This is a genomic window from Sorangium sp. So ce295 (genome assembly GCF_051527405.1).
GTDB classification, from domain to species: Bacteria; Myxococcota_A; Polyangia; order Polyangiales; family Polyangiaceae; genus Sorangium; species Sorangium cellulosum_B.
The window spans coordinates 2,499,543-2,513,200 of the sequence record NZ_CP150324.1; the positions used below are offsets into that span (position 1 = coordinate 2,499,543).

Below are 13,658 nucleotides of genomic sequence, written 5' to 3' on the forward strand. Positions count from 1 at the left end.
CTCGAGCGTCGAACCAGGGTTTGGGCCGGCGGGCGCCGCAAGGCGACCTGGAGCCCCGGGTGTCCACCTGGCGGGGCGGTGCGGCGAGGCTCTGGCTTGCCTGGGTGAGCGCGGTGGCTCGCGGCGAGCTCCGGCGCCAGCTCTTCGACTCCGTGAACCTCATCCTGATGGCGTCGCTCGTTGTTCAGACGTGCATTTACGCCCTGAACTCCGAATCCATGGCGCAGATTGGCGCCAGCGATGTCCCGCGAAATTCGTCGTACGTCATTTATTACTTCACGAGCGACAACGGCTTCTGGCTGATCTTCTTCCTCGCGCACATCATGACGAGCGCGGTCGTCGACGATCTGAAGCACCGCTTCGCCGAGGTCGCCTACGCGTTCCCTTGCGGGCCGCGGACCTATCTTTTCGGCAAGTACCTGGGTGCGCTCGCTGCCGGGCTCGCGGTCGCCGCGTCCGTGTCGATCTCCTGGGTGCTGGTGCCCATGGCGATGCGTCACCTCGCCGGGCGTGCCGACCTGTTCATGCCCACGCCCTGGACCGAGGTCGCGCACGCCTACGCGCTGTTCCTTGTGCCGAGCGTCTTCGGCTTCGGCACCCTGTACTTCGCCGCGGCCGTGTGGAGCGGGCGCTCGGCACCGGCGTACGCGCTGTCCTTTCTCGTCATGGCCGTCTGGATGGTCGGCATCCTCGTCCTGTGGCGAGGGGCCGTGGACCGCGAGGCAGGGGAGTGGCTCGACCCGATCGGTTTTAACTCCGTCGCGGCGCAGCTCTCGTATTGGACGGCTGAGGAGCGCATCCACGGCGCGATGAAGCTGACGGGGCCGTTCCTGACGAACCGGCTAGGTGTGATCGGGCTTGGTGCGCTTGGGCTCGTCGCCGCCTTCGCGCGGCCCAGCGCGGAGCGGCTTCTCTTCGGATACCAGCGAGCCGATGTCCGTGGACCACGGGGGGTCTTGGGTGGCGGGCGCCGTCAGGCGACCCCGAATCCCGAGCGTCCGACCAGCGCGCTTCCGTCGAGCGCGGTGCCCATTCCTTCGGTGGCCAAGGCCCAAGCGCGCTTCGATATTCGAGCACATATCCGCACGGTCGCGCTCGTCACCTGGCAGCTCGTCGCCGAGAGCCTCCGCTCGCGCGGCACCCGGATGGTGCTTCTCCTGGGGCTGACCCTCATGGTGGCAAGCGCCATGTTCCAGCTCGACGGCGGGGCGGACGGCCCGCAGCTGCCCTGGGCCGGCCTCGTGGGGCTGCGGCTCGTGGAGTTCTTCTACATGCCGGCGGCGATCTTTCTCTGCTCCTCCGCTGGCAACTGGGTCACGCGCGAGCGGGACGCCGGCTTGTCGCAGATCCAGGACGCGCTGCCGGCGCCGACGTGGGTGATCGCGCTCCCGCGCGCGCTCGCCCTCGCGGGTCTCGCACTCGCGCTCGCGCTGGCTCCGACGTTGAGCCTGCTTCTCGTGGAGCTCGCGATCGACCGCACAACGTTTGCCCCGCGCGAAAGCCTGTTCTTCGCGTTCGCCGTCATCTGGCCCGCGAACCTCCAGGTCGCTGCGCTGGCGCTCTTCTTCTACAGCGTGGTCTCGCGCCGCGCGCTGGCCCATTTCCTGGCGTTCAGCGCGGTTTTTCTCTGCGTCATGAACCACTCGCTCAACGTGGTCTCGCAGACGGCGCTCCAGTACGCGATGCCGATCCACGTCTTCTATTCACCCCTCACGGGCCTCGCGCCGTGGATCACACAGGCGATCTGGGTGAATGGCTGGCTCTTGTCGGTGGCCGCAGCGATCGTGTTCGCAGCGGTCGTCTGGTGGCCGCGCGGCACGGAGCTCGCCCTCCGGGCGCGCCTTCAGCGCGCGCTGCGCGAGCGCTCGTCGGGCCAGATACTGATGCTCGGCGCGATCGTGGCTGTCGGCGCCCTCTGCGGGCTCCGGGTGTACAGGGCTGTCAACGTCGAGAACAGGTACCGCTCTCCGAAAGAGGAGCGCGCCGAGGCGGCCTCGTACGAGGCGACGTACGCCGGGGTCGCCGATGCCCCGAGGCCGCATGTTGTGGAAGGGCGGCTCGAGATCGAGCTCCGCCCGGCGGAGCGCGAGGCCCGCCTCGTCTACGAGCTCACGCTGGAGAACGATGGCGCGCGGCCCATCGAGGCGCTGGACTTCGACGTCCCGGAGAAGCTCTCCCTCGCCGCGATCGAGGCGGGAGATCGGATGGTCGCCTCATGGGACCGCGACGATCGCCTGCGGCATCACCGGCTCACGTTCGGGCGGTCCCTCGAACCTGGGGCGACGGTCCACGTCACCTGGCGCGGCGTGGCGTCATGGCCGTCGTTTGCGAACGAGGGCAAGCCGCACCCCATGTCCTCCGAGGGGGCCTGGCTGCAGGACCAGGATCTGCTCCCCAGGCTCGGGTACGACCGGCGGCGAGAGCTCCGCGCCGCGGGGTACCGTCGCGAGCATGGATTGCCGGCGCGGCGCCCCCTCCCGATCGCCCCCGACACGTCATCTTCCCGGCAGGCGTACGGCCTGGAGAGCACGGCGTTCCCCTTGACCGTCGCTGTGCGGGCCCCGGACGCGCTCGTCCTGCTGGTCTCCGGCGCGGCCGAGGGGCACGGGCAGGTTGAAGGGCGCGTGTCCGGGTCCGAGCGGCTCGCCATCGTCGCTGGCCGCTACGCACGCACGAGCGGCACCTTCGGGGGTGCAGAGGGCGAGGTGTCCGTCGACGTCTACCACCACGCCGAGCGGGTCGCGGCAGCGCGCGCCTTCCGTGACGCTGCCGTCCGGTCGCTCGGCGCCTTGTCGGCGCGCTACGGCGACTATGGACGTCCACGCGTGCGCATCGTCGAGGTCCCGAGGGAGATCAAGGCGACAGGGCTGTTCGGCGACATCCTGCTCCTCTCCGACGAGGATGGCTGGGACGACACCCCCGAGAACCCGGGCGTCCTCTTCGCCACGGCGCGGCACCTGTCGAAGCGCTGGTGGATTGATCGGCTGCACCCCGCTCACGTCGCCGGTTACGCCACGCTCGGAGAGGGATTGCCCGTCCTGAGCGGCCTCGTCACCGTCGATGCCGTGCTCGGCCGGGAGACCCGCAGGGCGATCTCGGACCGGATCGGGGAGAAGGTGCTGCGCTCGATCGCGGAGGCGCGCGAGCCGGTCGTCCCACTGCTGGCGGCGGACGCGGGCGCCTACGTGCCTCTCTACGCGGGCCTCGCGCTGCAGCGGCTTCGCGACGAGCTCGGGCCGGACGCCTTCGACGGCGCGCTCCGGCAGCACCTCGGCGCGCAAGGCGGCCGGGGAGCGCTGGGCGCGAGCCTCGCGTCCCTTGCCTCGACCTGGGAGGCGCTGCCCGGCGCCGGCTCGGCCGCACAGGGCTTGCGGACCGTGGAATCCTGGGCTGTCCGCGCGCTCTCGGCCGAGGGCGCGCCCGGCGGGGACGGGCGCTGGGACATCACCCTGGATCTCGCGTTCACGCCGTACACGTTCGAGGGGCATGCGTGGCGCCCTTCCGCCGCCTCGGCCTCTGCGCAGGCTCCCCTCACGCTCGCGCTGCTCGACGATGCAGGCAACGAGCTCTCCCGCGTGCTCGCGGTGCGCAGCCCCGGCGCCGATCGCGTGACGTTCACGTCCGAGCGCCCTCCGGCCGCCGTGGTCGTCGACCCGGATCGCGTGCTCCTCGATCGCAGCCCACAGCAAGATCGCGCTGCGGTTCGGCGCGTTGGGGTGCGGTGGGCGCCGCTCGGCAGGCTGGCGGTGCCGGCTGCCGACTAGCGGAGGCGAGAAGCAGCGCGTGAGCCAAGAGAGACCGCCGCGCTCCGAGAGCCGCCAGCGCCGACAAGCTGCAGGGCTCGGGCGGCGACTCCAGGCGAGCGAAGGACTAGATCATCGACCTCACCTTGTTCGTCCCTCCGGTACCGCCGGCAGCCCTAGCAGCCGCCCGATCGCCTCGTGGACGACCCGGGCCGCCTCCTCGTCCCCGAGGGCGACGGCGCGGGTCAGGGTGCTCGAGAGCGAGGCGACGACGGCCGCCCGAGGCGGCAGGTCGGCCGGCGTGAGCTGGCCAAGCGCGGTGCTCGCCGGTTGGGCCCCGGTTGGGGCCATGCCCTCCAAGGGGCTGCGATCAGCCGCCACGCCCACCCGAAATCCCGGCGGATCCAACGGATCGCACCGGTTCGCTACCGCGAAGCCGTCCTTATGGCACCTCGGTCGGTGCTCGCCGCGCCCACCCGCACCCTGCCGCGCGGAGACCCCCTCCGGCGCTCACGTGGTGCCAGAGCAGATCGCCGCGCGCTGGGTGAAGATGCGCGGCGTCCGGCCCCGCAGGCGGACCGGAAACGGTTACGGGGAGGCAGCTGGGAGCCCTCGCGAACCGGAAACGGTCGCCAGTACCGCCTTACTTGATGGCACAGCGCCTTCTGAAGCCTGGCTGGCGATTTATGCGACAGGCTCTGGTGTGTCGTCCGCCGCTCCGGGGCGGACGCTGCTGGTCGAACAATTCTCCACGGCCGATTCTCACCGCGCGGCAAGCAGTCATGCGCTCGACGCTTCCTCTTGCGCGGAGCGCGGGGCACCGTCGCTTGCCGCCGGCTCGGCGGTTGCTTGCTCCCGCTGCTTCCGCACCGCGCGCGCGATGAGGGGCGCCCAGCGCGCGAGGCCCTCCAGGCTGAGCTCTCCCTCGCAGTACATCCGGTACCACTCCTGCCGGACGGAGACGATCTCCTCGCCATGGCCGAGCTTGAGCCGCTTCAGCATGGTCTGCGCGCGATCACGGAGCTCGGGCGGACAGCGATCGGTCAGCACCATCTGGCACGAGGGGAGGATCACCTCGAACCAGCCGTCTCCGACCTCGAATGAATCCAGCACCTGGTCGGAGCGGAGCGCGCTCTTGCTGCTGTTGATCCACGCCGCCGCGTAGCGGAAGTTGGCTCATTCGTACGCGAGGCTGGGATCTTCATCGCGCGAGATGAAGTGGTCAACGGTCCCCGGGGTCGAGAGCCACATCGCGGTGTAGCCGCACAAGCCCTTGAAAGCTGCCCGGAGGTCGCGCGCAGCGCGCCGCCAGTAGTCCGGCATCCTCTTGGCGCCGCACTCGGCGAGCCACCGCTGGCCGGGCTGTCGCACTCTGACATCGAAGTCCGCGGGCTCAGGCGTGCGCTCGAACGGGATCATGCGCCCGCCCGCTCCCGGCGCACGATCCAGCGCGGCCAGAAGCGATCCTGATCCGGCAAGAGGTGCATGAGCTCCCGATGGATCTCCTCCTCGGTCCTGAGCCCGTCCGGCAGAGCGCTGGTCTCGCTGCGCATGAGCGCCTCTGCAGCCTCAATGGCCCGCTCCGCCTCGATCGAGCGCGCCTGCTCCAGGCCGAACACCGGGGACGTGAGCCACCCGATCGCGTCGCCGCGCTTCGCCCAGGGGAGAGCCCGCTCAGGGCACCGAGGAGCGCAGGGACGATCTGGCGTTGCCACCTGGGGTGCAGGTGCGTCTCGGGCTCCTCTATCAGCACGACGATGCGCTCCGAGCGCTGCCAGCCGATCAGGCGTGACGCCTGCACGTGCTCCGACCAGGACCACGCGATGAGGTAGGAGAGCGCGAGGATCCGCTTCATCCCGGCCGACGCGTGGATGATGGGGATCGTGCCGTACGGCAGCTCGACGGTCGGGAACTTGCGCACGTCGTCAAGGTAGAGCCGCACCGGCTTGCCGGGCTTCATCGTCTCCTCGGGATGAGAAAGCTGATCGAGCACGCGGCAGAGGAGCTCGAACGGGTGAGCCCCGTCGTTGTCCGCCGCCTCGAGCTGCCACGTCACCCAGTCCTGGACGAGCCCGTTGCAGACGGGTTTTCCCTCGTGAACGAGCCCGTCCCAGAGCTGTCTTTCCTCGAAGAGATAGGGCTGCGGATCGGGCGAAGGCGACGACGAGAGCCGGTACAGAGCGCTGCCCATCGAGGGAATATTTCGACAGGGATCCCAGACGGAGCACGCGCCATTCGTACGGACGTGGAGTACCGGGACCAGGCCGCGCACCCACGAAGATATGACCACCCCGGAAGGAGTATTGGTCCAGCTGCGGCCCATGTCGCGACCGAACCTGTCGCGCCACTGCTGAGCAACACGATCGTACTTGCTTTCGAACTGCTCGAACTCGGTGCCCGGCTTGGCTTCCCCGGAGATGCGTGCGCTCGCCTCCTTACCCGGCTGTGGCAGCACGGGCCGCTCCGTCCACGTTCCGGTGAGCGCCCACCAGGCGACCTCCAGCACGAAGCTCTTGCCGAGTCCGTTGTCTCCTGTGAGCACGTTCAGCCGCTCGCCGAGCCCCAAGTCGAGCTGGTCGGCCGGCCCCACGCCTTCCAAGTGCAGCGATCGCAGCATCTTGGTTCCGCGTACCACACCCGTCGCGGTCCAGGCCATGCGTCGTCCGTCCCGTCCCGCGTCTCCACTCCCGTAGCGCCGAGGGGAGGGTCTGCGCGGCGGCCGCGGGTGGGCGCGGCGAGCACCGACCGAGGTGCCATAAGGTCCCGGAGGGCTCCACGTCTCAGGCGCGCCTTGTGGCGCGCGACGAAACGTCCCAGGTGGCAAGGCCCGAAGGGAGACATGCCGGGTGGTGGTCGATGCGCAAGCTCCTCGTTCCCGCCTCGGCGGATGGCCGAGCGCCCACCCCCGGCCGCCGCGCAGCCCCTCCCCTCGGCGCGGCCCCCCGGGAGGGCCGCCTCCCTTCGCTGCCTACTCGTCCTCCGCCTCCCCCTTGTCCCCCCGCAGCCCGAGCGCCTTGAACTTCTTGTACAGGTGGCTCCGCTCGAGCCCGAGCCCCCTAGCCGTTGCGGCCATCTGCCCTCCATGATGGCCGAGCGCCTCCTCCAGGATCGCCCTCTCCGCCTCCTCCGCGAGCACCCGGAACGGCACCCCCGGCCGGAAGAGCCCGCCCTTCATCGCGGCCTGCTGCCCTCCGAGGCAGACCTTCACGTCGCCCTCGTCGATCGTCTCGTCGGGCGTCAGGATCACCAGCCGCTCGATGATGTTGCGCAGCTCCCGCACGTTTCCCGGAAAGCTGTAGGCGACCAGCATGCTCATCCCGCCGTCCGTGAACGCCATCCCGGGCCGATCGTTCGCCTGCGTCGCGAGCGCGAGGAAATGCCGCGCGAGCAGCGGCACGTCCTCGCGCCGCGCGCGGAGCGGCGGCAGCGACAGCGGCAGCACGTTCAGCCGATCATAGAGATCCGGCCGGAACTGCCCCTCCCGGCACGCCGCCTCGATGTCGCGGTTCGTCGCCGCCACCACGCGCACGTCGACCTTGATCGTCTCGTGCCCGCCCACGCGCTCGATCTCCCGCTCCTGGAGCACCCTGAGCAGCTTCGCCTGCATCGCGAGCGGCATGTCCCCGACCTCGTCGAGGAACAGCGTCCCGCCGCTCGCGCGCTCGAACTTTCCTCGCCGCTGCTTCGTGGCGCCCGTGAACGCGCCGGCCTCATGCCCGAACATCTCGCTCTCGATGAGCTCGCTCGGGACCGCGGCGCAGTTCATCTTCTCGAGCGGCCCGCGCGCCCGCTTCGACGCGCCGTGGATCGCGCGCGCGACGAGCTCCTTGCCGGTGCCGCGCTCGCCCGTCACGAAGACCGTCGCTGTCGCCTTCGCCGCGCGTGCGATCTGCTCGCGCAGGTCGAGCATCGCCCGGCTCTCTCCGATGAGCTCGCCGACCTGGCCGGTCTGGGTCCGCAGCGCCTTCGCCTCGGCCTCGGCGCGGACGAGGCGCAGGGTGTTCTCGAGCACGAGCAGCAGCCGATCGGTCGAGAGCGGCTTCTCCAGGAAGTCGATCGCCCCGAGCCGCGTCGCGCGGACGGCGGCGTCGACCGTCGCGTGGCCGCTCATCATCACGACAGGCAGCTCCGAGCCGGCAACGCGTATCCGCTGGAGCAGCTCCACGCCGTCTCCGTCGGGCAGCGAGACGTCGAAGAGCGCGATGTCGTAGCTCCGCTTCGCGAGCTTCTCCTCTGCAACCCCGACGCCGCCGGCGACGTCGACCGTGTAGCCCTCGAGCGACAGGGCCTTCTGGAGGGTCGTCAAGATCGCCCGCTCGTCGTCGAGCACCAGCACATGTCCGCGCGGCATGTCTGCCACCGTAGCGCGGAACCGCCGCGGCCGATGCCCGCCGGCTGCGCGCCGACGCTGGAGCGCGGCGCACCCGGCCGGAGCGCAGGCGCACTCCGCCGGAAGCCGTGCGTGAACGAGCGTGAACGTGCGTGGAACGTGCGTGGAACGGCCGTGGAGTGCGTCGAGCGTGCGTCGGCGGCGGCAAGAATCCATGGCCGCGACCCGACGCGCGAGGCGGCGTGTGCACCGCGCGCTCCGGGACCAGCGACGCCAGCGCCACCAGACCAGGTTCCGCGCCGCCGCGCGTGGAGAAAGGGGGATCCGGCTTGCGCGCGCTATGGTAGCTTGGCCCAGGATGTCTCCCGACGGTCTCGCGACGGCGGAAGGAGATCTGGAGCGGACGCCGTTCGCTCATCTTTTCGTCTATGCCGTCGAGCATCGGCTGACCGGCGCGCTCATCCTGGTGGAGCCCACGGGCGCCGAGCACACGCTGCGGATCGTCCGGGGGAACCCCGTGAAGATCCGTCCGAGCGACGGGTACGCACGGTTCGGGGAGATCCTGCTCGAGGAGGGGGTGATCACCGCCGAGATCCTGGCGGAGGCGCTCGCGACAAGGGGCCTCCTGGGGGACGTGCTGCTGCTGTCGGGGTGCGTCGACGCCGCGACCATCGACTGGCTCGCCCAGGTCCAGTTCGTGCGGCGGATGATGCGCCTGTTCGATCTGCCTCCGGCGACGAAGTACCGCTACTTCGACGGCCTCGACGCGCTGGCCGAGTGGGGGGGAGATCCCGCGAAGGTCGATCCCCTCGCGCTCCTCTGGGCGGGGCTGCGCGAGCACGGCGAGCGCTCGACGCGCCTCCAGCGGACCCTGGAGCGGATCGGGGCCGTGCCCCTCCGCCTGCACCCCGCCATCGAGCCCGGCCGCTTCGGCTTCCGCGAGGGCGAGCTCGCGGTGATCGAGGCGCTGGAGAGCTCCACGCCCACGCTCGCCGCGCTCCTCCGGTCCGGGGTCGCGCCGGAGCCGACCGTGCGCAAGCTCATCTACGCCCTGGCGATCACCCGCTACCTCGATTTCGGGACAGGCGTGCCCGTGGGCGCGGAGCTCTCGTCGAGCGTGCCGCCCGCCAGCGCGGCGAGCCTGTCGCTCGGGCGCGTGCAGCTGCGCGCGACCGTCCATCGCGTGGGCGCGGCCGCGCCCGATCCGGCCGGCGACGGGGAGCGCGCGCCGGTGCTCGCCCGCGGTCGCCGCCGAGATCGCCCATCCTCGGAGCCGTCGCCCATCTCGACCGTCGCCGGCGCGTCACCGCTCAGCGGAGGCTCGCTCTCCGCGGCGGTGGCCGCCGAGCTCGCCAGCGCCGCCGGCCTCGACATCGGCCGCGCGGCGAGCGAGCCGTCCGAGACCGACAGGGATCGCAAACCGTGGGGATCGCTCGCTCCGACCGACGAGGGCACCGTCGGCGGTCCGCCGCGTCCCGAGGACCCCTGAGGCGAGCGACCCGCTATATAGGCCGCCGCGATGCCTGCGCCCGCGCGACGCCTGCTCCCCGCTCAGGTCCACCTCCCCTCCGGCGGCGTGGCGCGCCTGTCGGACGCCGCCGCGCGCGCTCGCGCTTCGTCCGTCTTCGGCGCTCCCGCAGGCCGCGGCGGCGGCGAGCGCGCATCCATCGGCAGGTGCGCGCTCGACGTGCAGGTCCTCGCGGGCCCGTCGGTCCTGGCCGACGCGCGCGGCGTGCCGCTGGATCCTCTCGGCCTCCCGCTCACCGACGCCCATGTCCTGCGCGCGCTCCTCGCGTCTGCCGGCATCGTGCCCGAGGACCCAGGCGCCTACACCTGCGAGAACTGCAGCGCTCCGTTCGAGGTCGCTCCGTCGGGCCTGCTGGAGATCGGGCCGTTCACCGATGGCGAGCTCCACGATCCCGAGCTCGATCGCCCGTTCGACTTCCGTGTGTCGCACCCGATCCCGGCGCTGCGCGTGGGTCGCGCCGTCTGCCGCGCCGTGCGGCTCGTGGAGCGCACCGTCGAGGAGGCGATGCCGCTCCTCCGCCTGCCCGACGACGGCGTCCTGCGCGTCACGCCGTCGCTGGTGGTGGCCATGGGGATCGCGGCGCTCGGCCGCGAGCGCCGCGCGCCGGTGATCGCCGACGCGCTCGCCAGCGCTCCCGACGAGGCGTGGGCGGCGATCGTCGACCTCTACCACGAGGCGCGCTACCCCGCGCGGCTCCTCGCCGTTTACCGCTGCCAGGGCTGCGGCGCCCGCAACGATCTCGACGTGCCGCTCGAGCGGGAGCTCGCGCGCGCCCCGCTGCGCGCTGCTGGAGTGGACGGAGCGGACGCGGACGAGCTCGGGGAGCCCCGCTCGACGAGGGCAGGGACGAGGGCTCGCGCGAGCGCCTCGAGCGCCTTTCCGGATCTCGACGGCTTCGAGGCGCGCGTCCGCGCCGCGGCCGGGCGCATCTACGAGGCCCGCGGCGTGCGGAACATCGATCTCTTCATCGACGCAGGCGTGCCCGCCTGCGACGACGGAGGCGAGCCGCTGCTCGGCTGCTACACGCCCGGGACACCCGCGGATGCGCTCGGGATCGCCCATCCTCCGGAGATCCGGATCTTCTATCGGACGTTCCGGTCGGAAGCCCGCGAGGATCCCGGCTTCGACATCGACGCGGAGATCGAGGAGACGATCGACCACGAGGTGACACATCACCTGCACCACCTGGCTGGCAGCGATCCGCTCGACGACGAGGAGCACGAGCAGATCGCGCGCGAGGAGCTGCGCCGGGTGGGCCACGCCGAGGCGGTGCGGCGCGCCCGGCGCGGCGCCCTGTCGGACGTCGCCGGCTTCGTGCGCGCGACGTGGCCGGCCTGGCTGATCGCGGCCGTCGGAACGGCCCTCGCGTGGTGCGCGGGCGGACGCTGAGGTCCAGCGCCTCGCAGGGCGAGCACGACCGTGCGCCCGCCGCTTTCTTCGAAGCGGGAGGATGAGCTGTCATACTGCCGGGACAGCAAGAAGATGTGCCGGGGAATACCGGCTCCTCGAGCGCGCTGTGCTCTTGCCGAGGATCGTGAAGACGAAGAGCTCGCCGGCCCGCACGGCCGGATCCACCAAATCGCCACGACCAGCCAAGCGGGGTGGCGGTGCGCAGAACCGCCGGGGAAGTCCGGATGCAGTCGAGAAGCGCCGGGCCGCGCGCCGGTTCAACGAGCTGCTCCTGGGCGGCGGGGGCCGCGCCGGAGACGGCCGTACAGAGCGCCGGCGCCGGCGCCTGCTCGCCGAGCTGGCCGAGGGCGTCGCGCGGCGAGGCAAGCGTGCGCTCAAGCCGATCGACGTGCTGTCGCGCGTCGAGGAGCTCCTTGAGCTGGGCGAGCCGCTCGCCTCGATCCGCAAGGCGTACCCGCCCCCGCCCCCGGTCGAGGTGACCGCCGAGCTCGTGGAGGGCCTGAGGCACCTCCATCGCGCCTACGGTTTCTGTGCGGACGTGTACCGGTTCGTCGGGCTCGACGCGCACGCGCTGCGGAAGGCCGGGGTGCTGCGGGGCGGCGAGCGCGGAGGTGAACGCGGGGACGAGCGCGGCGTGTCCACCGAGGCAGCGCGCCGCGGGGCAGCTTGACCTTGCCTGCCGGCGCGGGGATAACCCGCTCCGATGCGCGCGAGAACGCTGAAGCTCCCCCTCGGCGCGGCCGCCATGGCGGTCGTGTGCGCTGCGTCGACCGGCCTGTCGCTTCGCGCTGAAGCCCAGCCAGCGGCCGCCGCTGATGCCCCGGTGGCGCGCGTCGGCGACGCGGCGATCACGGCGTCGGAGGTCGAGCGCAGGCTCGCGCAGGTCCCGCCGTTTCAGCTCCAGACCTTCGGGCGTACCCCGGAAGAGATCCGGAAGAACTTCGTCAACCAGGTCCTCGTGCGTGAGCTGCTCCTCGCCCAGGGGGCCGCCGCGCAGAAGCTCACGGAGCGCGCCGACGTGCAGGATCGCGTGCGCGGCGTCCTGCGCTCCGCGCTGCTGCAGCGGATCCAGGCGGAGGCGGCGGCGAGCTCCCCGGTGACGGACGAGGAGGTCCGCGCCTACTACGAAGCCCACCGTGACAGGTTCAGCTCCCCGGCGATGGTGGCGCTCTGGCGCATCCTCGTCGCGACGCGCGCGGAGGCCGAGGCGATCCTGGCCGAGCTGAAGAAGGACCCGTCACCCCAGCGTTTCAAGGAGATCGCGCGCGAGAAATCGCTCGACAAGGCGACGAGCATGCGCGGCGGCGATCTCGGCTTCGTGGCGCCCGATGGCGCCACGTCCGAGCCGGGCCTGAAGGTCGACCCGGGGCTCCTCTCGGCTGCCGCCGGGGTGAAAGACGCGGAGCTCGTGCCCGAGCCAGTGCCCGAGGGCGATGGCTTCGCTGTGCTGTGGCGGCGCCAGAGCAGGAAGCCCGTGAGCCGCTCGATCGAGCAGGAGGCGCCGTCCATCCGTCAGATCCTCGCGCACGGCAAGGCGGAGGCGCAGGTGAAGCAGCTCCTCGAGCGCCTGCGAGCGCAGGACGTCTCCGGTCACGCCCCCGAGCTCGTGGACCTCATCGACATCACCTCGACGGGCGATCTGCAGCCGAAGAGGCGCCCGGGCACCCTCGCGAGCGGTCGGCGTCCTGGCGCGCCTCCGCCCTCGCCCGTGCCGCGTCACGACATGCGCTGAGGCTGCTGCCGCGCACGGATGGGCGCTCGACAGCCGCGGGGGCAGCGCCGCCGAGGGCGACACCCCCGAGGGCGCTGAACGGCGTGTCAGCTGAAGGCGACGGCGAGCGCGATGGCGGCGAAGCCGGAGGCGATGGTGAGCGCGAGCGCGGCGATGCTTCCGGCGCGTCGAGCGCGCTCCGCCGCGTCGGGGTGGAGCGCGTAGACGCCCAGGAGCAGCGCCATGGACGCCTTGCCCGGTACCCGGAGCGAGGCGGAGAGGACCTGCTCGGCTCCCTTGGTGCCGCCCGTGATGAGCATGGCCAGCGCGCCGAGCGGGCCGGCCATGAGATCCCAGCCGCACGCGTAGAGCCCGAAGCGGAGCGCGCGCCGGCGCTCTGGCCGCGCGCCCTGGCGCCGTGCCCCGAGGTCGAGCGCGGCGCCGTGCAAGGTGTGCGCGAGCACCATCCACACGGTGACCGCCGGAACGCCGATCGCGAGCCACTGGAGGGCGCTCGCGCGTGCGGCCGGGTTGCGCGCCAGCTCCAGCGTAAGGCCCGGCAGCGCCAGCGCGACGAGGGGCAGGAGCGCGGCGATCATCGACAGGATCGCGAGCGTCTCCGCCAGCAGGGCGAAGCGCATGGCCGCGGGGAGCGCGCCGTCGGGGATCGTCGCGAAGAACGTCTCGGCGCCCAGCGTGGTCGCCCTCGAGGTGGCCCAGAGCCGCGACCAGACCCCGCCGATCGGGCGCTCCCACGGGACGATCGCGACGACCCCCGAGCCCTCGTCGCTCGCCGCGGAGCACCCGGCGCAGTCGGGCTGTCCGCAGCACGCGCAGAGCACCGCCGCGGGGACATCGAACGTCTCGTCGTCCCGCGAGAGCTCACGGCGTACGCTGGCAGATCGCTTGGCCATTGCGCACCTTCGAGCAGCGGAC

At 71.8% G+C, this 13,658-nt stretch carries 11 protein-coding genes; 5 read left to right on the plus strand and 6 right to left on the minus strand.

The window, feature by feature from the left end:
• Positions 1 to 59 precede the first annotated feature (59 nt).
• Positions 60 to 3,764: a hypothetical protein gene (locus tag WMF11_RS09510; protein WP_437977241.1), complete on the plus strand. Its 3,705-nt coding sequence runs from the start codon at positions 60 to 62 to the stop codon at positions 3,762 to 3,764.
• Between the two features lie 120 nt (positions 3,765 to 3,884).
• Here WMF11_RS09510 and WMF11_RS09515 read toward each other — a convergent pair whose 3' ends face one another.
• The 5 genes from WMF11_RS09515 to WMF11_RS09535 form a co-directional block, all read right to left on the minus strand.
• Entirely contained in the window at positions 3,885 to 4,094 is a 210-nt protein-coding gene (locus WMF11_RS09515) for a hypothetical protein (RefSeq protein WP_437977242.1), read from the minus strand.
• 429 nt (positions 4,095 to 4,523) lie between these two features.
• Entirely contained in the window at positions 4,524 to 4,856 is a 333-nt protein-coding gene (locus WMF11_RS09520; RefSeq protein ID WP_437977243.1) for a hypothetical protein, read from the minus strand.
• A gap of 63 nt (positions 4,857 to 4,919) precedes the next feature.
• Positions 4,920 to 5,162 (minus strand): hypothetical protein, encoded by a 243-nt coding sequence (locus WMF11_RS09525; protein ID WP_437908109.1) that lies wholly within the window; start codon positions 5,160 to 5,162, stop codon positions 4,920 to 4,922.
• Positions 5,137 to 6,360 carry an AAA family ATPase gene (locus WMF11_RS09530; protein ID WP_437977244.1) on the minus strand — a complete coding sequence of 408 codons (1,224 nt, stop codon included), beginning with the start codon at positions 6,358 to 6,360 and terminating at the stop codon, positions 5,137 to 5,139. The genes WMF11_RS09525 and WMF11_RS09530 overlap by 26 nt, the downstream gene beginning before the upstream one ends.
• A gap of 351 nt (positions 6,361 to 6,711) precedes the next feature.
• Positions 6,712 to 8,094 carry a sigma-54-dependent transcriptional regulator gene (locus WMF11_RS09535; protein WP_437716600.1) on the minus strand — a complete coding sequence of 461 codons (1,383 nt, stop codon included), beginning with the start codon at positions 8,092 to 8,094 and terminating at the stop codon, positions 6,712 to 6,714.
• A gap of 337 nt (positions 8,095 to 8,431) precedes the next feature.
• On the opposite strand from WMF11_RS09535, the gene WMF11_RS09540 reads away from it, so the two are divergent.
• The 4 genes from WMF11_RS09540 to WMF11_RS09555 all read left to right on the plus strand — a co-directional run bounded on the left by WMF11_RS09540 (position 8,432) and on the right by WMF11_RS09555 (position 12,743).
• Complete coding sequence (locus WMF11_RS09540) at positions 8,432 to 9,562, plus strand: hypothetical protein (RefSeq protein WP_437977245.1); 1,131 nt, start codon at positions 8,432 to 8,434, stop codon at positions 9,560 to 9,562.
• A 30-nt stretch (positions 9,563 to 9,592) separates the two neighbouring features.
• The gene (locus WMF11_RS09545; protein WP_437908112.1) at positions 9,593 to 10,990 is read left to right on the plus strand and encodes a metallopeptidase family protein; all 1,398 of its coding nucleotides are present in this window, start codon (positions 9,593 to 9,595) and stop codon (positions 10,988 to 10,990) included.
• Between the two features lie 145 nt (positions 10,991 to 11,135).
• On the plus strand, positions 11,136 to 11,681 hold the full coding sequence (locus WMF11_RS09550; RefSeq protein WP_437908113.1) for a hypothetical protein: 546 nt from the start codon (positions 11,136 to 11,138) through the stop codon (positions 11,679 to 11,681).
• Positions 11,682 to 11,714: 33 nt separating this feature from the next.
• The gene (locus tag WMF11_RS09555; RefSeq protein ID WP_437908114.1) at positions 11,715 to 12,743 is read left to right on the plus strand and encodes a peptidylprolyl isomerase; all 1,029 of its coding nucleotides are present in this window, start codon (positions 11,715 to 11,717) and stop codon (positions 12,741 to 12,743) included.
• Between the two features lie 86 nt (positions 12,744 to 12,829).
• On the opposite strand, the gene WMF11_RS09560 is transcribed toward WMF11_RS09555, so the two are convergent.
• The gene (locus WMF11_RS09560; protein ID WP_437908115.1) at positions 12,830 to 13,636 is read right to left on the minus strand and encodes a hypothetical protein; all 807 of its coding nucleotides are present in this window, start codon (positions 13,634 to 13,636) and stop codon (positions 12,830 to 12,832) included.
• Positions 13,637 to 13,658 lie beyond the last annotated feature (22 nt).

Bases quoted from the DNA above. Each gene is read 5' to 3' on its own strand.
- WMF11_RS09515 (WP_437977242.1), bottom strand. From the start codon at position 4,094: ATGGCCCCAACCGGGGCCCAACCGGCGAGCACCGCGCTTGGCCAGCTC.
- WMF11_RS09525 (WP_437908109.1), bottom strand. From the start codon at position 5,162: ATGATCCCGTTCGAGCGCACGCCTGAGCCCGCGGACTTCGATGTCAGA.
- WMF11_RS09530 (WP_437977244.1), bottom strand. From the start codon at position 6,360: ATGCTGCGATCGCTGCACTTGGAAGGCGTGGGGCCGGCCGACCAGCTC.
- WMF11_RS09560 (WP_437908115.1), bottom strand. From the start codon at position 13,636: ATGGCCAAGCGATCTGCCAGCGTACGCCGTGAGCTCTCGCGGGACGAC.
- WMF11_RS09545 (WP_437908112.1), top strand. From the start codon at position 9,593: ATGCCTGCGCCCGCGCGACGCCTGCTCCCCGCTCAGGTCCACCTCCCC.
- WMF11_RS09535 (WP_437716600.1), bottom strand. From the start codon at position 8,094: ATGCCGCGCGGACATGTGCTGGTGCTCGACGACGAGCGGGCGATCTTG.
- WMF11_RS09540 (WP_437977245.1), top strand. From the start codon at position 8,432: ATGTCTCCCGACGGTCTCGCGACGGCGGAAGGAGATCTGGAGCGGACG.
- WMF11_RS09555 (WP_437908114.1), top strand. From the start codon at position 11,715: ATGCGCGCGAGAACGCTGAAGCTCCCCCTCGGCGCGGCCGCCATGGCG.